The organism is uncultured Imperialibacter sp., assembly GCF_963974565.1.
In the GTDB taxonomy this organism is placed as follows: domain Bacteria; phylum Bacteroidota; class Bacteroidia; order Cytophagales; family Cyclobacteriaceae; genus Imperialibacter; species Imperialibacter roseus.
The window spans coordinates 206467-228713 of sequence record NZ_CAXBCJ010000004.1; the positions used below are offsets into that span (position 1 = coordinate 206467).

18 protein-coding genes and 1 tRNA gene are annotated in these 22247 nt (G+C 46.9%); 13 read left to right on the top strand and 6 right to left on the bottom strand.

The genetic code is table 11. The features are described from left to right. Positions 1-179 precede the first annotated feature (179 nt). On the bottom strand, positions 180-1061 hold the full coding sequence (locus AAC052_RS07565) for a hypothetical protein (protein WP_339812223.1): 882 nt from the start codon (positions 1059-1061) through the stop codon (positions 180-182). Between the two features lie 168 nt (positions 1062-1229). On the opposite strand from AAC052_RS07565, the gene AAC052_RS07570 reads away from it, so the two are divergent. The 5 genes from AAC052_RS07570 (at position 1230) to AAC052_RS07590 (ending at position 6353) form a co-directional block, all read left to right on the top strand. Continuing rightward, a complete protein-coding gene (locus tag AAC052_RS07570; protein WP_339812225.1) occupies positions 1230-2807 on the top strand; it encodes a solute:sodium symporter family transporter in 1578 nt (525 codons plus the stop codon). Positions 2808-3002: 195 nt separating this feature from the next. Further along, positions 3003-3860: an inositol oxygenase family protein gene (locus AAC052_RS07575; protein ID WP_339812227.1), complete on the top strand. Its 858-nt coding sequence runs from the start codon at positions 3003-3005 to the stop codon at positions 3858-3860. A gap of 58 nt (positions 3861-3918) precedes the next feature. Beyond that, complete coding sequence (locus AAC052_RS07580) at positions 3919-5655, top strand: arylsulfatase (RefSeq protein WP_339812230.1); 1737 nt, start codon at positions 3919-3921, stop codon at positions 5653-5655. A gap of 108 nt (positions 5656-5763) precedes the next feature. Beyond that, positions 5764-5837, top strand: a tRNA-Pro gene (locus AAC052_RS07585). A 279-nt stretch (positions 5838-6116) separates the two neighbouring features. Then, positions 6117-6353: a GIY-YIG nuclease family protein gene (locus AAC052_RS07590; RefSeq protein ID WP_339812232.1), complete on the top strand. Its 237-nt coding sequence runs from the start codon at positions 6117-6119 to the stop codon at positions 6351-6353. 467 nt (positions 6354-6820) lie between these two features. Here AAC052_RS07590 and AAC052_RS07595 read toward each other — a convergent pair whose 3' ends face one another. Then, the gene (locus tag AAC052_RS07595) at positions 6821-7543 is read right to left on the bottom strand and encodes a GNAT family N-acetyltransferase (protein ID WP_339812235.1); all 723 of its coding nucleotides are present in this window, start codon (positions 7541-7543) and stop codon (positions 6821-6823) included. A gap of 123 nt (positions 7544-7666) precedes the next feature. On the opposite strand from AAC052_RS07595, the gene AAC052_RS07600 reads away from it, so the two are divergent. Continuing rightward, positions 7667-10810 carry a glycosyl hydrolase gene (locus AAC052_RS07600; protein ID WP_339812237.1) on the top strand — a complete coding sequence of 1048 codons (3144 nt, stop codon included), beginning with the start codon at positions 7667-7669 and terminating at the stop codon, positions 10808-10810. A gap of 106 nt (positions 10811-10916) precedes the next feature. On the opposite strand, the gene AAC052_RS07605 is transcribed toward AAC052_RS07600, so the two are convergent. The 4 genes from AAC052_RS07605 to AAC052_RS07620 all read right to left on the bottom strand — a co-directional run bounded on the left by AAC052_RS07605 (position 10917) and on the right by AAC052_RS07620 (position 14165). Continuing rightward, entirely contained in the window at positions 10917-11417 is a 501-nt protein-coding gene (locus AAC052_RS07605; protein WP_339812238.1) for a hypothetical protein, read from the bottom strand. Positions 11418-11560: 143 nt separating this feature from the next. Then, positions 11561-11869, bottom strand: coding sequence for a hypothetical protein (locus tag AAC052_RS07610; protein ID WP_339812240.1), 309 nt, complete (start codon positions 11867-11869; stop codon positions 11561-11563). A 240-nt stretch (positions 11870-12109) separates the two neighbouring features. After that, entirely contained in the window at positions 12110-13342 is a 1233-nt protein-coding gene (locus AAC052_RS07615; RefSeq protein WP_339812243.1) for an MFS transporter, read from the bottom strand. Positions 13343-13490: 148 nt separating this feature from the next. Continuing rightward, positions 13491-14165 (bottom strand): metalloregulator ArsR/SmtB family transcription factor, encoded by a 675-nt coding sequence (locus AAC052_RS07620; protein WP_339812245.1) that lies wholly within the window; start codon positions 14163-14165, stop codon positions 13491-13493. A gap of 374 nt (positions 14166-14539) precedes the next feature. Here AAC052_RS07620 and AAC052_RS07625 point away from each other — a divergent pair, with 374 nt between their 5' ends. The 7 genes from AAC052_RS07625 to AAC052_RS07655 all read left to right on the top strand — a co-directional run bounded on the left by AAC052_RS07625 (position 14540) and on the right by AAC052_RS07655 (position 22186). Further along, a complete protein-coding gene (locus AAC052_RS07625) occupies positions 14540-15124 on the top strand; it encodes an AraC family transcriptional regulator (protein ID WP_317491150.1) in 585 nt (194 codons plus the stop codon). 75 nt (positions 15125-15199) lie between these two features. After that, positions 15200-15784, top strand: a complete 585-nt coding sequence (locus AAC052_RS07630) for a helix-turn-helix domain-containing protein (protein WP_317491151.1) — start codon at positions 15200-15202, stop codon at positions 15782-15784. A gap of 73 nt (positions 15785-15857) precedes the next feature. Further along, positions 15858-18116 carry a heavy metal translocating P-type ATPase gene (locus AAC052_RS07635; protein WP_339812249.1) on the top strand — a complete coding sequence of 753 codons (2259 nt, stop codon included), beginning with the start codon at positions 15858-15860 and terminating at the stop codon, positions 18114-18116. Between the two features lie 94 nt (positions 18117-18210). Next, a complete protein-coding gene (locus tag AAC052_RS07640; RefSeq protein ID WP_339812251.1) occupies positions 18211-19266 on the top strand; it encodes an iron-sulfur cluster-binding domain-containing protein in 1056 nt (351 codons plus the stop codon). 85 nt (positions 19267-19351) lie between these two features. Continuing rightward, positions 19352-19564 carry a heavy-metal-associated domain-containing protein gene (locus tag AAC052_RS07645; RefSeq protein ID WP_339812253.1) on the top strand — a complete coding sequence of 71 codons (213 nt, stop codon included), beginning with the start codon at positions 19352-19354 and terminating at the stop codon, positions 19562-19564. Positions 19565-19569: 5 nt separating this feature from the next. Further along, the gene (locus tag AAC052_RS07650; RefSeq protein WP_339812256.1) at positions 19570-20055 is read left to right on the top strand and encodes a DUF3347 domain-containing protein; all 486 of its coding nucleotides are present in this window, start codon (positions 19570-19572) and stop codon (positions 20053-20055) included. A 4-nt stretch (positions 20056-20059) separates the two neighbouring features. Continuing rightward, the gene (locus tag AAC052_RS07655) at positions 20060-22186 is read left to right on the top strand and encodes a multicopper oxidase domain-containing protein (RefSeq protein WP_339812258.1); all 2127 of its coding nucleotides are present in this window, start codon (positions 20060-20062) and stop codon (positions 22184-22186) included. The last annotated feature ends 61 nt before the right edge of the window (positions 22187-22247 follow it).

Sequence of the window (22247 nt, forward strand, 5' to 3'; positions counted from 1 at the left end):
ATGATTGAGTACATGAGTAATATGACGTACAGCCTCAATTTGAGAAAAAAAAGCGAGAGTTAAAACTCTTATTATTTGTAAAATAGAGGATGTGTGCGCAAACATCAGGCTAGCGACTCCGAATTTCGATCGAAGAGTGAAGCGGGAAAGCGGCGATTCAATATGATGAGCTCCGGTTTTTACCTTGCCTGATTCACATACTCTACATGAATTTGAAGGATTGGTCGTGCGCCGCTGGAAAGTGTAAGTGCATTTTTGTCGAGAGCAACCACATACCGGTTGCCATTCAGGCTGTTGACAATCAGGGCGGTAGGTGTCTCGGTGATTGTATAAAGGAGTTTGTGGTTCCTTTTTCTTCTCTGGAAAATACTGACCTCTTTTTTCTCGTCGTCTGCCTGAACGTAGTACTCCTTTCCTAATGTGAGCTGATTCTCAATCATAGAAGCTTCAAAAGGTCGATTGGTTTCTGCTCTGAAAGTCGAGTTCGACGTTTTCACAATTTCTGCCCTTACTTTGCCCTTTCTGGCAAATGTTGCCCCGCTTTCGCTCAGTGAAAAAGTGAAGTCTTCCTTGTCGTTTTTGATTACTTTAGTTTGCTCACCTTCCTGCTCCAGGGTGCGACAAATAGTTGCAGCTTCATCGGCGTCTCTTCTGCTACCTGTGCACAACTGGTCGCCTGCTTGCACTAGAAAATGCTGTCTTTTTTTGGGTTGGCCATCTACACTGTAGTTGGTAGTCTTCAGGGTAAAGTCTCTGCTTTTATCCAGCTTTAAGAGATAACCCAGATCGAGGCATAAATTCCTGTTAAGGTCGAAAAACAGACCATTGCCCAGATCGAAGCCAAGGGGGTGGTAGCTCACAGGCTGCTCATGGTATTGATCATTTATATAGGAATAAGTTTTTTGTCTGATTAAGTCAGCACGCAGGCTGTACATATCGAAAGCAGGGCGAATGACTAACGGCTCTGGAAGAACTCGTGATGCTGAGTCAACCGGAATAATGCGAGGCGCCGTGCAACCGAAAAGGCAGATGATTAATAGCCAGGGTAGTGTGTTTTTCATAGTTATTGAATGCTGTTGCGGAAACACCCTCAAGATTTGTACCAAGCGGGGCTTTCGTATCTGCCGAGTCATGCGAAATTAAGGGAAAGCCACTTCGAATAATTGAATGAGGAAGAAATATCATTCTGGTGTATATTACCCTTTCGCTTAATAACTACACCTACTTACATGCTACTTACCTTTTTATCTTTTCTGGCTTTTACGGGTTTCGTCGCTCTTTTTTCGTGGTACAAACTCCGCAAAGACAAGCTGGACACTCAGGACGGCTACTTCCTCGGAGGCCGCAGCCTTTCCGGCGTAGTCATCGCTGGCTCCATGCTACTTACCAATATTTCTACCGAGCACCTGATAGGGATGAATGGCTCGGCTTACAAAAATGGCTTCATCATCATTGCGTGGGAGGTGACGTCGGCGGTAGCGCTGGTCATTGGCGCTCTCTACTTCATTCCGACGTTCCTCAAAATGGGCTTGACGACGATCCCGCAATACCTTGAGTACCGCTTTGACCGAATTACGAGAACGCTGGTGGCTCTTTTCCTGATTGTATCGTTTGTAGTTACCCTGTTGCCGATTGTGCTTTATACTGGCGCTATTAACCTCGAAAGCATCTTTAACGTGTCTGAAACACTTGGGGTCACTCAGGGGCAGGGGCTGTGGGTGACAGTTATCATAATAGGAGTGATAGGCTCTATTTATGCCATTTTCGGTGGTTTGAAGGCGGTCGCTTTTTCTGACACCATCAATGGCTTTGGTCTTTTTATAGGAGGTCTGCTGGTGCTTGGGTTTGCTCTTTGGGACATCGGCGATGGCAATATGATTGAAGGCCTGAGTAAAGTGTACAAGGCCGCACCTGAGAAGTTCAATGTGATAGGAGCAAAGGATTCGGTGCTTCCATTCGAAACACTCTTTACCGGGTTGATGATTAACCAGCTGTACTTCTGGTGCATGAATCAGACCATTATTCAACGGGCCTTTGGGGCGGTGAGCCTTGCGGAGGCGCAGAAGGGCCTTTTGTATACCGGCGTGCTAAAGCTGCTGGTACCATTGATCATTATTTTGCCTGGTGTGATTGGCTTTTACTATTTCGGCGACTCCCTTTACAACAATCAAGATTTGATCTATCCCGAGCTCATTAAAAAAGTGTTGCCGGTCGGCCTCACTGGCTTCTTTGCTGCAGTAGTGCTGGGGGCCGTGCTAAGCACGTTTAACAGCGTGCTCAATAGTACGGCAACCATTTTTAGTTTGGGTATTTATAAGCGGCACCTCAACAAAGACGCTTCTGAGAAACAGCTGGTTTGGATAGGGAAATTGACGTCTATCATCCTTGCCGTTTGCGCCATTGTTGCCGCTCCTATGGTGGCTGGAGCTCCAGAAGGATTGTATCAACTTCTGCAACAGCTCAATGGTATCTTCTTTATTCCCATCGCTTCCATCCTAATCGCAGGCCTTTTTATACCCAGAATATCTGCCGTGGGAGCGAAGGCAGCGCTTTTTATTGGTCTGGCTTTTTACATCCTTACCAGTTTCATCTTTAAAGTCGATATACACTTCGTGCACCTGTGGGGCATTGAGTTCATCTTAAATATGATAGTGATGTTTGGCGTGTCTTACTTTTACCCCAATACCAATACGTTTAAACCCGCCGATATTGAGTCGATACAAATGCATCCGTGGAAGTATGCCAGGCATCTCGGGCTGCTTCTGGTAGTACTTACCGTCGCTATTTACATTTGGCTGGGACAATGAATTGGTTTAGAATCTCGGTTTGAATTATTATCTTCAACGTCGTTATAGTTAAGAGGCTCGGTTTCCCGATTCTGTTTTACCCCTGTCCCTGAAGGGCGAAGAATGGTCGTTAGCATACCCCTTTAGGGAATAAAAGGGTAATAAGGCTCTTAACTAAACAACATTGTTAATATCTTAGTAAAAATTTAAGCACCCATGAAGGACGTTACACCTCATCAAATGGAAGAGCTTTGGGAGGAAGATCTTTTAGAAAGATACCCCGAAGAAGGAAAACCTGCCAAGGCAAAAGAGGAATTCAGAAACTACGATGATCCCGCCAGAGATACGGTAAGAGAATTTTACCGGGTCAACCACATCCATCAGACCTATGATTTTGTGATGGCAAAGGAAAAGGAGTTTCTCAAGTTTGATAAAAGGGAAATGAAGCTCTGGGATGCTGTAGAATTTCTGAATACCCTGGTAGACGATTCCGACCCCGATACTGATCTGGATCAAACGCAACACCTCCTTCAAACTTCTGAGGCCATTCGTGCAGATGGTCATCCTGACTGGTTTGTGTTGACAGGCTTTCTGCACGACCTGGGCAAGGTGCTTTGCCTTTTTGGTGAGCCTCAGTGGTGTGTGGTGGGCGATACTTTTCCTGTTGGCTGCAAGCACTCAGATAAGATCGTATATCCTGAGTTTTTCAAAGACAATGCCGACACCTACGACGAACGTTTCAATACTAAATACGGCGTTTACGAACCAAACTGCGGCCTGGATAATGTTCATCTTTCCTGGGGCCACGATGAATACATCTACCAGATTATGAAGGACTACCTTCCGCAAGAGGGGTTAGCCATGTTGCGCTATCATAGTTTCTATTCACAGCATCGGGAGAACGCCTACGAGCACCTGATGAACAAGGATGATCACAAGCTGTTTGAGTGGGTGAATAAATTCAATCCGTACGACTTATACTCAAAGGCTGCCACTCCTCCGAATGTGAAGGAGTTGAGACCCTATTACGAAGACCTGGCGTCGAAATATCTACCAGATACTTTGAAGTTTTAGTGAACGAAATTAGCAATATTAAACCGGGGCTCACCTCCGGTTTTTTTTATTTTACCCTATGAAGAATCTGTTATTATTATTTGCTGCCGCCTTTTCAGTTGGAGCACTTTCAGGATGCGAAGAGCCTGAGCAGAAACGCCCCAACATCCTTCTGGTGCTTACGGACGACCAGGGGTGGGGCGATCTGGCCTTTCACGGTAACGACAGCATCGATACACCACACCTTGATTGGCTGGCACAGCATGCCACGGAGTTTACAAGATTCTACGTTTCTCCGGTTTGCGCCCCTACAAGAGCAAGCATCCTTACTGGCCGCTATCACCTGGCTACCGGAACTTCATGGGTAACCCACCGAATGGAAGTCATGCGTGAGGAGGAAGTGACAATCGCCGAGGTGATGAAGGCTGCCGGTTATCGCACAGGGCTGTTCGGAAAGTGGCACAATGGCAAGCAGTACCCGCACGACCCGCTAGGGCAGGGCTTTCAAGAGTTTTTCGGCTTCAAGGAAGGTCACTTTAATAACTACTTTGACGCTGTGCTCACCCATAACTTTGAGGAGGTAAAAACACAAGGATACATGGCTAATGTGCTGGCAGACAAAGCCATGGAGTTTATGGCCAGCGATGGCCCCTTTTTGTGCATGCTGACGCTCAATACACCTCATGGACCTTTTCAGGTGCCCGACGAGTATTTTGATAAGTATGCGGCGATGGGATTGAGCAACAAGGATGCGGCCGTGTATGGAATGGTCGAGAACATTGATGACATCATGGGGCGTTTGCTTGATCATTTGAATGCTATTCAGAAAGAGGAAGAAACGATCGTTATTTTTATGACAGATAATGGTCCCAACGGCGTGCGTTACAACGGCAGCTTCAAAGGTATCAAAGCACACGTAGATGAAGGGGGAGTGAGGGTGCCCTTTTTGATCCGATATCCAAGATTGGGCTGGGACAAAGGGGCGAAGATTGAAAAGATGGCAGGCCATATCGATATTCTACCCACACTAGCTGAGCTGACTGGGGTTGTGCTGCCCGATAGTTTGAATATTCATGGAAAGAGTTTGCTTCCAATGACTGATTCGGCGCCGGGCTTGCCCGACCGGAAGTTTTACACGCACCAGGTGATTCGTGAAATGGATACCATTCCTTCGGCGGTTCGAACCGATCAGTATTTGTTGACCATGAAGCCTAATGAAACGGCTCTTTACGACCTGTTGGCCGATCCGTACCAAAAGCAGAATATTATCGATTCGCTACCAGAGCTGGCGGCAAATATGCAGGCAGACTATCGGAATTGGTTTAGTGAAGTAACCAAAAAAGGAACAACGCCGGAGCCCATCCAGGTAGGCCATTCTGGCGTGCCGGAAGTGGAGTTGCCTGCGCCAGATGTGTTTGCCAAAGAAGCGATTGCATTTAAGGGAGGCATTGGTTGGGCCAACGACTGGTTCACCGGCGTGAACAATGAGTCAAAAGCTAGCTGGGACTTGCTGGCGGTGAACACAGCCACCTATGCGGTGTATGTGGAAATGGCATGTGAAACAGCAGCCCCTTTTAATGTTCGCATTTCGCTTGGAAGCGAGGTTGTTCAAAAAGAAGTTTCCGCAAGCCTTTCGGCTCCGCAGCTCGAAAGCCCCGATCGTGAAGACCGGGGAGAGGTATATGAAAGAAAATGGCCACTGGTATTTGCAGGCAACCTGAAAGTAAGTCCGGGAAGTGGCGAACTAAGTGTCAGTGTTAACGGTTTTTCTGGAAGCAGCCTGGAGATTAAGTCAATCAGGTTGAGGATGTTATAATGATTGATGAATTAAAGTGAAAAAAGTATTGTGTGGAAAAGTAAGATTCCGCATCTTTGCAGCCTCGTTTTGAGAATCAGGGCACACGGAACCTGATTGATTGAAGTACGGGATGTAGCGCAGTCCGGTAGCGCATCTGGTTTGGGACCAGAGGGTCCCAGGTTCGAATCCTGGTATCCCGACAAAAAGCAGACAGCAATGTCTGCTTTTTTGCGTTTAAGGCCCATGAGAACCTGGGGCCAGCGGGTGGCGTTCGACACCGACGAAGGAGGTGCACGAGGGGAAGTGCGGCATGCCTGTGGGTATGAGTAATCCTGGTATCCCGACTCCGCCCGCCATAGCTTTTTCAGCGACGGCGGGCTTTTTTTTTTTGCTTTAAAGGTTACCAGTTTGTTCGAACTTTAGTCAATCGGGCTCCGTCGGGCAGGCCCGACTTAGTTACCAACCTAAGTTTTGTATTTATGCAATACGTTTACATTTTGAGGTGTGCTGATGGAGATTTGTATACTGGATGCACGGCCAATGTAGAAGAGCGTCTGGCCCGGCACAATGCTGGTTATGTTCCCGCCACCAAATCCCGGCTGCCTGTTACTCTTTTAACCTATATTGCCTTCGCTGAACAACACAAAGCGTTTGCATTTGAAAAGTATCTTAAGACGGGATCAGACAGAGCTTTTCTGAACAAGAGATTGATTTAGTTAATCGAATATTCCGCCTGCCATAGCTTTTTCAGCGACGGCGGGCTTTTTTTTTTGCTTTAAAGGTTACCAGTTTGTTCGAACTTTAGTCAAAAGGGCTCCGTCGGGCAGGCCCGACTTAGTTACCAAGCCAATTTTGTATTTATGCAATACGTTTACATTCTGAGGTGTGCTGATGGAGATTTGTATACTGGATGCACGGCCAATGTAGAAGAGCGTCTGGCCCCGCACAATGCTGGTTATGTCCCTGTCACCAAATCCCGGCTGCCTGTTACTCTTTTAACCTATATTGCCTTTGCTGAACAACACAAAACTTTTGCATTTGAAAAGTATATTAAGACGGGATCAGGGAGGGCATTTTTGAGTAAGCGACTTATTTGAAGCGTTTAATTGGTTTGGCTGTTGATGAGTATCGGCGAAAATCGACTACATTAAAATTTCCGTAACACTATTAAGCACGGTTGTTTTTATTCAAATAGCTCATATATGATCAGGAAAGGACCGCAATGAATTGGTTTTGTGTTTTTGTTGAAGTGCTTCACTTTATGCTCTCGAACGATGCTGGCATTTTTCGTCCACCGAAGGTTCCAATTATTATTGCAGGGGTGAATTATGGGCTTTAAAAGCTTATTCAGTGTCATGTCAATTTTCCAAGTCCATTGAGGTGCATTATTTTTTATTTCATAGGGTTCCGCATTCCACAATTCAAGCTTGTTTGTCAGGTTTGTGGAATCTGTTGGCTTTTCTATTTCTACTAAGGGTTTGAAGTATGTTAAATCAGATTCAGTGTAGCCTCTACGAGGGAATTTGACAAATCCATTTTTTTCCCAGAATCCTTGAGATTCCTTTGGCGAACAAAACAGTTTAAAAGCAACATGGCCTTTGCTTTTAAAATAGGATTCTAATTTCAGAATGAATTGTTGACCAATTCCTTTCCTTCGAAAATTGCGCTTTACTTCTAAAATTTCTATTTCTACATAGAGCTCACTTTTCGAATAAACAGCAAAGCCGATGGGATAATTTGCATGGTTTAAAGTGATGAATTCTTTGTTGTTAAATGCCTTTTCGATTATTCCCCAATTGCAATAGAACCCTTCGTTGAAGTGGTTTCGTTCTTCAATCAGCCAACTTCTTACTAGTTCTAGTTCAAGTGCTTTAGGATTTGTGTTGAGTTCAATTTTTTGATTCATTGTTGTTCTTATTATCGCAATTCACTCAAGTATGCTACCACCCGCTTCGACCCTTTATCAATTTCTAATTTAGCAGATTTCTTTTGTTATTATATTGAGCGCTTAACAACAATCAATCTAAAAATGAAGCATCTCAGGCTACTCCTGCTGCTGTTGGTTTCGGCATCTATGTCGTACGGACAAAACCTTGACAGCGTCTTTCAAACCTTAAAATTCCGAAATATTGGGCCTTTCCGTGGAGGTCGTTCAGTAACCGTCAGTGGCGTAGTTGGCGACCCGCTCACCTATTACATGGGTACCACTGGTGGAGGCGTTTGGAAAACCGACGATGCCGGTGCCTATTGGAAAAATATATCTGACGGTTTTTTTGAAATGGGTTCAGTAGGAGCTGTCTCTGTTTCGGAAAGTGACCCCAATGTGGTTTATGTCGGCATGGGTGAGCATGCGCCGAGAGGTGTGATGACGTCTTACGGCGACGGCATGTACAAGTCGACCGACGCAGGCAAGACCTGGAAGAAAATAGGGCTGGAAAAAACGCAGCACATTGCCAGGGTTGTCATTCATCCTAAGAACCCTGACATCGTTTACGTGGCAGCTCAAGGAGCCCTGCACGGGCCAACACAGGACAGGGGAATTTACAAAACCACGGACGGCGGAGTGACATGGACAAAGGTATTGTACGTGAATGACCTCACCGGTTGCTCCGAGCTTTCTATGGACATGAGCAATCCGCAGGTGCTGTACGCCACCATGTGGCACCACCAGCGCATGCCCTGGCAGGTGGTGAGCGGAGGCCCCGGTAGTGGCGTCTATAAATCAAGCGACGGTGGAGCTACCTGGGAGAAGATACACAAAGGCTTGCCAAAGGAAATGGGTAAAATGGCAATATCGGTGAGCAGAGCCAATCCCGAAAAAGTATTTCTGCTGATGGAAAGCGACTCTGATAAGGAGCTGGGAGGCTTGTTTGTGTCAGGAGATGCCGGCAAGAATTGGAACAAAGTAAGCGGCGACCACCGGTTGCTGCAAAGAGCGTGGTACTATATTGAAGTCTTTACCGACCCGCAGGATGAAAACACAGTGTATGTGCTAAGCGCTCAGGCCTTGCGTTCAATTGATGGTGGTAAAACCTGGGAAACGCTTTCTACTTCACATGGAGATCACCATGACTTGTGGATCAATCCGAATAACTCCAAAAACATGGTGTTGGCAGACGATGGAGGAGCTGCCATCACCTTCAACCGGGCAGAAAGCTGGACGACACTGGACAATATGCCAACGGCCCAGTTTTACCGAATCAACGTTGACAACGAGTTTCCTTACAATATTTACGCTGGCCAGCAGGACAACAGTTCCGTGAAAATCGCCAGCATGTCCTTAGGTTCTTACAGCATTGGCGAAAGAGATTGGACAAGATCGGCCGGCGGTGAAAGTGCCTTTCTGGCTTTTGACCCCGACGACCCACGCTACGTAATGGGAGGCAGCTACCTCGGCACCATTGAGATACTGGACATGAAATCCAAAGCGGGAACTGGAGTGATGGCCGCACCGATACAATATTTGAGTATGGCAGCCCGTGATATGAAATACCTTTATGACTGGAATGCGCCGATCATCTGGTCGAAACATGAGCCGGGCACGTTTTACCATGGTGCGCAATACCTGCTGAGAACGAGAGACAAAGGCGTTACCTGGGAAGAAGTTTCTCCTGATTTGACGAGGAATATTGACGAAAAGCAGGGTAAAGGCGGAGGCCCTTATACCGTTGAAGCTGTAGGTGCAGAGAACTACGGTGCGCTTAGTTACGTGATCGAATCACCGCACGAAAAAGGCGTGATCTGGACAGGCAGCAACGATGGTTTTGTGCATGTAACCAGAGACAATGGTGCCAGCTGGATCAACGTAACACCTAAGGGTTTGGCAGAATGTCTGATCAATGCAATTGAGGTATCTCCGCACGATAAGGCTACAGCTTATATCGCAACAACCAGATACAAGTTCAACGACTACACGCCTGCTATTTATAAAACCACGGACTATGGCAAAACCTGGATCAATATCAGCAAAGGCATTCCTTATGGTTCTTTCACAAGAGTAGTGCGGGAAGACGAGGCCAAAAAAGGTCTGCTCTATGCCGGTACCGAAAAGGGCCTCTATATATCGTGGAATGATGGAGCTTCCTGGCAGCCTTTCCAGCTCAATCTTCCTATCACGCCAATCATGGATTTGAAAGTGAAAGAGGGCGACCTCGTAGTGGCTACCTCCGGAAGATCTTTCTGGATATTGGATGACCTTGGTGTGCTTGGCCAGTATAGTGGTCTGACCAATTCGCTCAAGCTCTACAAACCCGACGATGCGGTGATTGGCAATTGGGGAAGCCCTTTGAACCGCACCTCGGCTGAATTTGATGGCACCAACTTGCTGGAAGGCGTGAATCCTGCTAATGGCGTCATTATCTACTACGAACTACCGAAGCTGGCCGATTCTGTCGCAGTAACGCTTGAAATAAGAGATGCGCAGGGCAACCTTGTGCGTACGCTTAGCTCCGAAAAGGATCCAAAGTTTCAGTCATACCCCGGTGGCCCTTCTCCAGAACCTACCATTTCAAAGTCTAAGGGGATCAACAGATTTGTGTGGGATATGCGCTATGCAACAATGATAGGCGCACCAAGTGCCTATGTAGAAGGAGGTTACAGAGGGCACAAGGCTTCGCCGGGCACTTACTCTATCACCTTGAAATACCCAGGCAAGGAGGCAAAAAGCGAGTGCAAAATCCTTCCCAACCCGCTCTATGAAACCACGCCTGCCACTTATGCTGAATACCACACGTTCATGACGGGCATGGAGAGCAGTTTGAATGAGATGCACAAGAAAGTCAATACAGTGCTTGACCTAAGAAGTCAGATCGAAGGCGTGCTAAAAGATTTGCCCGCAGGTGAATCATTTGTAGCTCTAAAGACGGACGGCGAGGCCCTGGTTGCCAAAATGAAAGCCTGGGATGAAGACATGGTGCAGCGCAAATCGAAGGCATACGACGATGTGGAGAACTTCCCTAACAAGTTCACTGCCAACTTCCTCTTCCTGATCAATGCCACCGAGAGCGATATTCCGAGGGTTAATCAAGCCAATAGAGACCAACTCAGGGTGCTGATGGAGGAATGGGCTCAACTGAAGGGGCGGGCCGATGAATTGATAAATACCGATGCTCCTGCCTTCAACAGGCGCCTATGGGAGGCGGGCATAGGAGCCGTGAGGGTTACCAAAGACTAAGCACGCATGAAGTATCAGGTGCCTGAACAAAAAGCTGATCGACGTTGATCAGCTTTTTGTTTTTTTTCTCCTTCCATTCCGAATAAAAAGCCATCTGAACCTCAATTCACCAGCTCAAATTTGTATTCAAAGCTTGCATCGCTACCTGCAATAAATTTTTTAATCGCCAACCCATGTCATTATACTCATAGGTGAATTTTTGTTCAGCAGAGATGCCGTTGGCATTGGTTAATTTTTGTGTTTGAGGATTATTCTGAAAAAATATCACAAATGGATGATGAAGGCTGCTCATGAAGAGGTGCTCGGAGTTTTCCTTTGTATCGAAATTTAGATAAGCAATAGTGGATGCTGGAACAAAGGCTGAGCCATTGTAGCCAGAACGCCGCTCCTCAGTGAGGTTGTCGTGACTGTCGTATTTGTATTCAATTTGATAGTTCTTCTGAAGTGTGCCGGTTGTAGTATTTCTCGTCCACGTGATATCTTTTGTTAGTCGGCCCAGTCCATCGTACGAATACTTGTGAGACTCGTAAAGATCATTGCCCAGATAGGCATTGGTTTCAGTAAGAATGTCGGAGGAACTGTAGGAGTATTCATATGAAATAGCCATAAGGAAAGTCCATACCCAGCGGACCGGCGTGGAACGATGAATAAAGTCGGAGAGTAGTCGACTATCGCTTCCGAAAGGTTTTGGCTATTCCCGCTTCGGCGGCGGTTCGCCGAGCGACCGATCTGGCCGCTAAAAAGTAAATTTTATACACGTGAAATGACGGTTTGGTCATCTGACTTCGCTGGCCTTAGCAAATTGCGGCTATAGGAAAGCTTATGCGTAGATTCAAAGGTTCCGTCTTCCGGGTTTGTTAGTCCGGAGACAATGGTCGTTAGCCTCCCGCCGGCATCATACGTCAGGGTTCGGTAGCTTTTGCTGGAGCCAAAGGAATAGGTCAACTTTTGGGCACGGAGCGTTACCGGTGATGGTGCTGGCTCATATTCATAGCATGATTGTAGTGTCAAGGCCGCCACTACCAGCAACAGACTTGAAGTAAATTTCGAGCTTTTCATGGAGCATAAGACAGCCTTTGTGGCGCAAAGGTTGCAGTGTGATATAAAAAGTTCAGGGCCTGCATGTACGACATTGGCACGCTGTATCAACAACAAATGCCAGCGAAAACAAAAAAGTGATTCGATTGGCAGAAGCAACTTCACGTCAATGAAAAATTTAAGCATTTGTTAGTCATCTTGATTTGGAGTGGGCGTAAAGAGTGGCTCGTGACTTGCAATTTCAAATCCGTGGCAATAGTATCAATGCCATGTTTCTTTCATTTTTCTCCAAACCAGAAGTCCTGAGCAAAAAGTAAGCAGCCCGGCCACATGTACAGCCCATGTTAGCCCTAAGAAAGAGGCAACAATGCCTGCCATTAAAGCTCCAGCGGCATAGCCCATGTCTCTCCAAAAACGGTAGACCCCTACAGAGGAAGCCCTCCATGAGGGGTGCGCTGCATCACTCACTGCTGCCAATAGGGCTGGATAAACCATTGCCGTGCCAATGCCCAGCAATACAGAACCCGCCAGGCCGGTAAAAAGTGGAAATGAGGCACCAAAGCCAATAACGACGTGACCAATAGCCTGAATCATCATGCCCCAAACGATCAATGGTTTTCTTCCAATCCTGTCAGCCAATGGGCCGGTGATCACCTGACCGAGGCCCCACACGACGGGGTAAACCGCCTTGATCCAGCCTATGCCCTCTATTCCCACACCGACTGATGCAAAGAGCAACGGAAACACACCCCATGACATGCCATCGTTTAAATTATTGATCAAGCCTGCTTGGGAAACTGAAAACAAGGTTTTATTGCGCCAGCTAGTTTCACCAAACACCCATAGCAGATTGGGCTTGTTCTCACTTTCGTCGGCATTGGTTTTTTTTAGTTGTGCAGCTTCCATTTGTGCATGGCCTCTGGTGTCCTTAATCAGAAACACAGAAATAATCAGACCAGCTGCTGTGTAAAAGATGCCTATGTAGAATGGTTCAGGTCGCAGACCATACGACGAAGCAATGTATCCCGTGAGCAGCGCTGTTATCCCTACGGCGCCATAGCCGGCGGCTTCGTTCAAGCCCATAGCCAGTCCTCTTCTTGCAGGTCCAACCAGATCGATCTTCATGTTGACCGTCATTGACCAGGCCAGGCCCTGGCTGATACCCAAAAGCACATTTGCTAAAATAATCCAGTTCCACGCTGGCCCCCAGCCCAATAGGAATGGGACAGGAATTCCTACCAACCAGCCAAGTATTAGCACTTTTTTTCTAGTGAGCTGGTCAGCCAGCACACCAGAAACGAGGTTTGTAATGGCCTTAACCACACCAAAAGCGATGATGAAAGAAAAAATAATCATCTCGGAGCTAATGCCAAATTCCTCAGTGCCGACGAGTGGGACCACCGTTCTCTCCAGGCCCACCATTCCACCCACGAATGCGTTGACCAAAACCAACAGCGTGAATTGTCTCCAGTTTTCCTTTAAGCCCAATTGCATCTAAGACATGTCAAGCAATTGCACAGCGATTGGCGTCGGCCTTCAATTCCGCAGGTTGGTGACCTTACATCCAACATAAAGAGCGGCTCGTGCCTGTCAAGCATCCTCCGGAGTGTTTGTACAGAAATTGTGTCTCCTTTCATTGTGGTCAGAATTCAGTGGGCGTTGGTTCAATAGGCAGGCCCATGGCTGCCCAGTCCGGGAATCCCTCTTCCATGCGGTTAGCGTTAAAGCCCTTGCCCCGGAGTAGCTCTACAGCCTCGTCGGCAAAAACACAAAGAGGTCCCCGGCAGTATGCAATAATTTCCTTGCTTTTTGATAGCTCGGTGATACGTTTGGCAAGCTGCTCCATGGGAATAGAAAGAGCCCTGTGAATATGGCCACGCTGATACTCCTGTTCAGGCCGGACATCGAGCAAAACAACATCGTCCGACGCTAGTTTCCCGAGAAGCTCTTCTGTACCAATTGGTTCCATAGAATGATGCCCCCTGCGGTAGTCACGCATTAGCTTTTCGACTTCGGCATTACTGTGTATACCAAGCTCCCTGAGCGCTCTCCAGGCAGTAAACACCCTTTCATTCGTAAGGTGATAGTAGATAAAATTTCCTTTGCGGGTAATCTGAACCAGCCTGGCACCTTTCATTACCTGCAAGTGCTGGGAGGTATTGGCAATGGTCATTTCTGAATGCGAAGCGATGGCCTCAACTGTATATGGACCCTGTGCCAATAAGTCAAGTATTTCCATTCGGTGCGGATTAGCTAATGCTTTGGTGACTTTGGCCAGTTCACCATAAACATTGTTTTTAAACTTTCTCTTATCCATTTGGAGCTGTTTTGCCTCAGTAACGATGAAAGTGAAATCATAGTTCTATTATTCAATATAATTATTGAATAGATGAAACACATACCCATTGGATGTATAGCTAAGAGCAAGGCAAGTAATTAATAATCAGAAAGATAACTCAGGGTATAGTAGCGCCAATAATTTCAACTTTTTTAGAACACTCGCTTCACCGCAGAAATGAGGCTGTGAATTTCAATATGTTACTTGGAGCCCAACTTAAAGAAATGGTAGATTCCGCACTTATTTCATGACAAACAAACTAAATTGACCTCTCTGTGCTTTACTGATATGGTGCGATATGAGTTCGCACAGTGCTCGTGACATTGTCAAAAATCACTCCTGGCATTTTCCCAATGAAAGACCAAAAATCAATTCATATCAAAAACATGGTTTGCAACCGCTGTATCATGGTGGTGGATCAAATCTTTCAGCAAGCAGGGCTTGAAACTGCCTCCATCAGTCTTGGCGAGGTGAAACTGGCTGCTGACTCTGTCTCTGCCGACAAGCTTTCTGCACTCGACTCTCTATTACTAAAGCACGGCTTTGAGCGCATCGATGACCGCAAAAGCCAGCTGCTGGAGCAAATTAAGGCCGCAGTGATTGATGCCATACACCATCACGAAAATTTTGAAGTCAATATTAACTGGTCGCACTATCTTTCGGACAAGCTGAACTACGACTACAACTATCTGAGCAGTCTTTTTTCTTCTGTTACCGGAATTACTTTGGAACAATATATCATCAGGCAAAAAGTGGAAAAGGTCAAAGAGTTTCTGTTTTATGATGAGCTTTCAGTGAAAGAAATTGCCTACAAACTAGGCTACAGTAGCGTGGCCCACCTTTCCTCGCAGTTCAAGAAAATAACAGGGCTCACACCAACCGAATTCAAAGAATCCCGACAAACTGATATTAGAACTCCTCTCGACAATATCATATAATCATATAACCAAATCTGGTGATTATGTAACGCCCCCCATGGCTATTGTTCCCAACTTTGTACAAAGCAAAATAGCATGGAACAGTTTACCGAGATCAATATCAAAGGGATGGTGTGCAACAGGTGCATATTCACTATCAAAGAGCTGCTACAATCCCACGGCTATCCTGTAGAGCATGTTGCCCTTGGTAAGGTAATTTTTGCAAAACCCGTCGATAACACAGAAAAAGGCAGCGTAAAAGACCTGCTGAGCCTGCTGGGGTTTGCACTGATAACGGATAAAAACGAGCAATTACTTTCTCAAATAAAACAGTCTATCGAGGAGTGGCTCAGTAAGAATGGAGATGGAGCCAGAACCGCAAAGCTTTCATCTTATTTGTCGGGCCAACTTGGAAAAAACTATGATTCTTTAAGTGAGTTCTTTGTGACCCATGAAGGAAACACAATAGAGAGATATGCCATCGCCCTAAGAATTGAAAAGGTAAAAGAGTTGCTTGTTTATACTGACCTTGGTTTGTCGGAAATAGCTTTTAAAACCGGGTTCAGCAGTGCGCATCATCTTTCTTTTCAATTTAAGAAGACAACAGGTTTAAATACATCAGCTTATAAACCACTGCGGTCAGTCAAACTCAAGGCAAGGGAAGCTATGGAAACTATGTAATGCAATCCCAAAATGATGTAAAGCTGATTGTCGGCACCGAACGTACCTTTGCATAGAAAAAACTCAAAATAGAATGACAACATTAGAAGCAAACAAAGTGGATACAGATAATTTATCTGGCAAACTCACAAAAGAAAGTTTTCCCGTTACGGGAATGACTTGCGCTGCATGCGCAGTAAGCGTGGAGTCGATGCTCGCCAATACCAAAGGAGTAGTGGGGGCAGGCGTTAATTTCGCCACCCAAACTGCCTGGGCGCAATTCGACAACACTGTCGCATCAGTGGAAGATTTACGGCAGGCCGTGCAGTCGATTGGATACGACCTCATCGTGGATGTGGAAGACCCCTCGGAGGCGCAGGCCCAGCTGCAGCTGGCGCATTATGAGTCAATCAAAAGGAGATTGACCTGGTCGGCGATACTTACACTGCCAGTGGTGGTGATCGGGATGTTTTTTATGGACTGGGAAGCTGGCAAGTGGATTTCCATGCTGCTCTCAGCTATCATACTGTTTTACTTTGGCAAGAATTTCTTTGTAGTAGCCTGGAAGCAGGCCAAGCATGGCAAAGCGAATATGGACACACTGGTGGCCCTCAGCACGGGCATTGCCTTCATATTCAGCGTGTTTAATACTGTATTTCCGGAGTACTGGCACAGTAGGGGAATCCATGCCCATGTCTACTTTGAAGCGGCCGTGGTCATTATCACCTTCATTTCGCTGGGCAAGCTTTTGGAAGAAAAGGCAAAGTCGAATACCTCTTCTGCTATCAAAAAGCTGATGGGCCTTCAGCCTAAAACAGTAAAAGCCATTGTAGATGGTGAGGAAGTAGAAATTCCCATCTCGTCAGTACAGGAAGGCTATATTTTAATTGTAAGACCCGGGGAGAAAATTCCGGTTGATGGCGAAGTAGCCGAGGGCAAATCGTATGTGGATGAAAGTATGATCACCGGTGAGCCTGTGGCAGTTGAAAAAACAGCCGGAGCCAAAGTTTTTGCAGGCACTGTCAATCAAAAGGGCAGCTTCCGCATGGTGGCGCAAAAAGTAGGTGGCCAAACCGTGCTTGCCAGCATCATCAAAATGGTGCAGGAAGCCCAGGGCAGCAAAGCACCTGTTCAAAAGCTGGTGGATAAAATTGCCGGCATATTTGTGCCAGTAGTGCTGGGAATTTCTATCCTTACCTTTATTGTGTGGATGATTTTTGGTGGCGACAACGCCTTTACCATGGCGCTGCTTGCTTCTATCACTGTGCTGGTTATTGCCTGCCCCTGTGCGCTTGGGCTGGCCACCCCAACAGCCATTATGGTGGGCGTTGGCAAAGGTGCTGAGAACAATATCCTCATCAAAGATGCGGAGAGCCTGGAGCTGGGGCACAAGGTGAATGCCATCATTCTTGACAAAACCGGTACGATCACGGAAGGCAAGCCAGCTGTGACTGAGGCGATATGGCTGAGCGATGAAAATCTGGATAACCACAAAGGGATATTGCTTAGCATGGAATCCCAAAGTGAGCACCCGCTGGCAGAGGCAGTTGTCAATCAGCTGAAGGAAGAAAAAGTAGCGGAGGGATCGATCACAGGATTTGACAGCCTGACAGGTCGGGGAGTGACAGCAACAAGTGGAGAGGAAGTTTACTACGTGGGCAACCGAAAACTAGTGCTTGAAAAAAACATTATCATTGACGACAGCCTGTCGATAGAAGCTTCTAAATGGCAAAATAAGGCGAACACAGTGGTCTATTTCACAGATAGCAAGCGAGTGATTGCTGTATTGGCTATTGCCGATAAGATCAAGGCAACTTCTAAGGAAGCGATCCAGACGCTGCAAGGGCGTGGCATTGAAGTATATATGCTGACAGGCGACAATAACGAGACGGCGGCGGCGGTGTCGAAGCAGGTAGGGTTGAAGCATTTTAAGGCTGAAGTATTGCCTTCCGAAAAAGCGGAGTTTGTCAAGGCCCTGCAGGCTGAAGGAAAAGTAGTCGCCATGGTAGGAGACGGCATCAACGACTCGCATGCGCTGGCGCAGGCCGATGTCAGCATCGCCATGGGGAAAGGTTCCGACATAGCGATGGACGTTGCCAAGATGACCCTCATCACCAGTGACCTTAACGTAATTCCCAAAGCGCTGATGCTGTCGAAAAAGACCGTCATGGGCATACGTCAGAACTTGTTCTGGGCATTTATCTACAACCTGATAGGCATTCCGTTGGCTGCCGGAGTTTTGTACCCCATCAATGGTTTCCTTTTGGATCCAATGATCGCAGGTGCAGCCATGGCCTTTAGTTCAGTATCAGTTGTCGCCAACAGTTTAAGGCTGAAGGTGGCTAAGATTTAATAAGTCAAAAACCCAAAAATTGCAACCCTTTCAAGTTGCCGGCATCAAATGATGCCGGGCTTGGAAGAGTCTGCTCCAACAAACATTTTTTATCATGGAAAACAGCGTCAAAATCCACAAAGTTATTCGTGAGACCAGGGATGCCATCACTTTACAATTTGAAAACCATCCTTCGTTACGCAATTATTCACCAGGTCAGTTCATTAACATTTATGGTGAAGTAGACAATGAAACGATCAGCAGGTCATACTCTTTTTCTTCATCACCCCTGGCTGGTGAACGGCCCTCAGTAACCATCAAAAAGATGGCCGGTGGACGCCTGAGCAGGCAGCTGGTTGAAATGGTGGGGCAAGGTGATTCGCTCACCGTAAGTGAGCCAGCAGGCAGGTTTGGGCTGAGAAATGAAGGTAGTCCTGTCAAGCACATGATCTTCATCGCAGGAGGAAGCGGAATTACCCCCCTTTTTTCCATGATCAAGACGATTCTTAATTCCAAATCTCAGCAGCAAGCGCCGCCGCTGGTCACCCTGCTTTATTCTAACAAGGAGCCTGATACTGTCATTTTTGGGGATCAGCTTGATGAGCTCGAGGCGCAAAACCCCGGCAGGTTCAGCGTGATTCATTTTTTGCAAAAGTGGGAAGCCAATCGCCAGGTGGACAATGTGCATCATGGCTATATTAATAAAGCCAGGCTGGCTGCCTTTTTAGACAGCGGATATAGTGACGCAACTGAAATCTATCTATGTGGCCCTGAGGCGATGATGCAAGCCATATTGAAGGACCTTGAAGCGCTTAATTTTGACCTGAGTAAAGTGTACAGTGAGTCGTATCAGCCCACAGTTGCTTTGAGCCAATTTGAAGCAGAATCAAATGCGGGAAGGTCTGAGGTTACTTTTTTGAAGGGGGCTGAATCGTTTTCTCTGGAGCTATCAAGCGATGAGTTCATTCTGCAAACAGGGCTCAATAAAGGACTGCAGCTTCCACATTCATGCAAGGAGGCCATGTGCGGAGCGTGCAAAGTGAAGCTGCTCTCAGGCAAAGTCAATATGGTTGAAAACTATGCCCTTACAGACAGTCAACTCAAGGAGGGATATGTGCTTCTTTGCTCCGGAAAACCAGGCTCAGAGGCTATCACGCTTTCCTACACCTGAATTATGAAATACAAGCCGGGAATTGTGTAACGATCCCGAATCACAAACAAGCTAATTTTACAATACAATTTAAATTCAAAATAAAATGGAAACATTAAAGTTCAAATCAAACATCAAGTGTACTGGGTGTATCGAAAAGGTGACCCCTTTCCTTAATGAAGCAGCCGGCGCTGAAAAATGGGAAGTTGATCTCAAGAATCCTGAGAAAATTCTTACGGTTCATGCTGAAGGAGCTACGTCTGAGCAGATTAGCCAGGCAATGCAAAAAGCAGGCTACGTAGCAGAAGTAATCAGCTAATCACGATGAAAGCGATGCTATTCTTGCTGGGGGCTGCCCTTTCTGTGGGCAGCCTTTCAGCTCAAAGCGGATCAATGAACCAGATGCTTAATGACTATCTGGTGGTGAAGGAAGCCCTTGTAAAAGGTGACGTTAAGCAAGCGTCGACTGGCGCTGGTCAGCTAGTGGCAACAATTACGACAGTCGACTTAGCGACGCTGAGTGAGACCGATAAGAAAGCGTTTTCAGCAGTGAGCGCTGAGCTACTAAAGCAGGCACAGGTCATTGCAGGTGCAAAGGAGGTTGAAAAGCAAAGAGCTGGCCTTGCTGCACTTTCGCAGCAACTGTGGCCATTGGTCAAAGGATCTGACGCAATAGGCAGAACGGTTTTCTATGACTACTGTCCCATGAAACAGAGCTATTGGCTAAGCGCAGAGGTGGCTATTCGAAATCCATTTTATGGAAGTCAGATGCTTGGTTGTGGCAAAGTGGACGACAAGATCAATGAATAGACTGATGAAGAAACTGCTGTTATTTTTAGCATGTTTGCCAGGGTTTGGGTCGGCATTTACGCAACAGCTGGTGAGGTATGACCTGACCGTCACCGATACGGTGGTAAATTACACCGGCAAGGCAAAAATGGCCATAGCCATCAACGGTCAGCTACCAGCACCGACACTGCATTTTATCGAAGGCGATACAGCTGAAATTCATGTGCATAACAAAATGCACCATGAAACATCCATCCACTGGCATGGCTTGATACTGCCAAACGAGCAAGACGGGGTTCCATACCTCACCACCACGCCGGTCAAGGGCATGAGTACCCATATTTTTCGCTTCCCTATTGTGCAGAGCGGCACTTATTGGTATCATTCGCACACCATGCTGCAGGAGCAACTCGGCATGTATGGGGCTTTCATTATCAGCAAAAGGGAGACTGACCCGATGCAGGAATATACCATGCTGCTCAGCGACTGGAGCAATGAAAACCCCAATCAGATTGAGAGATCCCTGCACAATGCGACCGATTGGTATGCCATAAAAAAGGGAGCCGCCCAGAGTTATTGGGAGGCTGGCAAAGCCCATCACCTGGGCACGAAATTCGGCAACGAATTCAAGCGGATGATGGCCATGGACGTAAGCGACGTGTATTATGAAAGAGTGTTGCTTAATGGGCTTCCAGCACAGGAGGCCTCTTTTGCCGCAGGTGAACAGGTGAGGCTCAGGATTATCAACGGCAGCGCTTCTACCTACTTCTGGCTGAAATTTTCCGGCGGCAAGATGTCGGTAGTTGCCAACGACGGGGCCGACGTGGTGCCGGTGGAGGTAGACCGATTGATTGTGGGCGTATCAGAAACCTACGACGTAGTCGTCACAATACCTGGTGCTGGAAAATATGAATTCCTTGCCACCTCGGAAGACCGCACCCAAAGCGCCTCTCTTTGGCTGGGTGAGGGCAAGGAGGTTCCTGCGGGGGCAATGCCACGGCTCAAGTACTTTGAAGGAATGAAAATGATGAATGACATGATGACCGTAGGTGGCAAAATGGAAGACATGGGCATGAACATGAGTTTGCAGCAAATGGACATGAACACTGTGATGTACCCCGAGATTGTGGACAGCAGCGAGCCTACCGTTACCCTCAACTACAGCATGTTGAAGTCACCTGTGGAAACTACTTTGCCCGATGTGCCCACCCGTGAGCTAAAATTTGAGCTTACTGGCAACATGAATAGGTATGTGTGGTCAATTGATAACAAGACTGTTTCCGAAACAGACAAAATCCTGATCCGGAAAGGTGAAAATGTGCGCATTGTGATCTACAATAACTCAATGATGCGGCATCCAATGCACCTGCATGGCCATTTTTTCAGAACCCTGAACGGGCAAGGCACCTACTCGCCGATGAAAACGGTGTTGGATATTTTGCCTATGGAAACCGACACCATCGAGTTCCATGCGTCTGAAGAGTACGGTGACTGGTACTTTCATTGCCATATTCTTTACCATATGATGTCGGGCATGGGCAGGATATTTTCCTACGAAGGCAGTCCGGCAAATCCTGAGCTAGGCAACCCTAAGAAGGCCCTTCGAAAGGTGTATCATGATGATCGGCGCTTCTATTCCGGCGCAGAAATTAGCCTTGAAAGCAGTGGGAGCGATGGAGAGGTTTGGGTGGCCAATACCCGCTGGTCGCTACAAACGGAGTGGCGGCTTGGGTTCAATCAAACCACAGGGCAAGAATCTGAGAGTCATATTGGGAGGTATATTGGCAGAAACCAATTCTTTATGCCCTATGCCGGTTGGGATGTCCGCAGCAGATCGGTGGAGGGCGATGAGAAAAATATTTTTGGAATTCGCAACACAAAGGATAACAGAAGCGTAATATGCTTTGGCCTGGAATACACGCTGCCCTGGTTTGTAAAAACAGACCTTAGGGTCGACCACACAGGGAATGTTCGCATCCAGTTCGCTCGTGAGGACATACCGGTTTCTTCCCGAGTCAGGCTTTGGGGCGTATGGAACACTGACATGGAATATAGCGTTGGGGCCAAGTATATTATTACCAAGTACTGGTCACTTTCCACACACTACGACAGCGATATGAAGTGGGGTGGTGGATTGTCGCTGACCTACTAAGTACGGGCTTTCCAGTAATTGTATTAACCAACACGTACGAATTTAAAAAAACCATCATTTG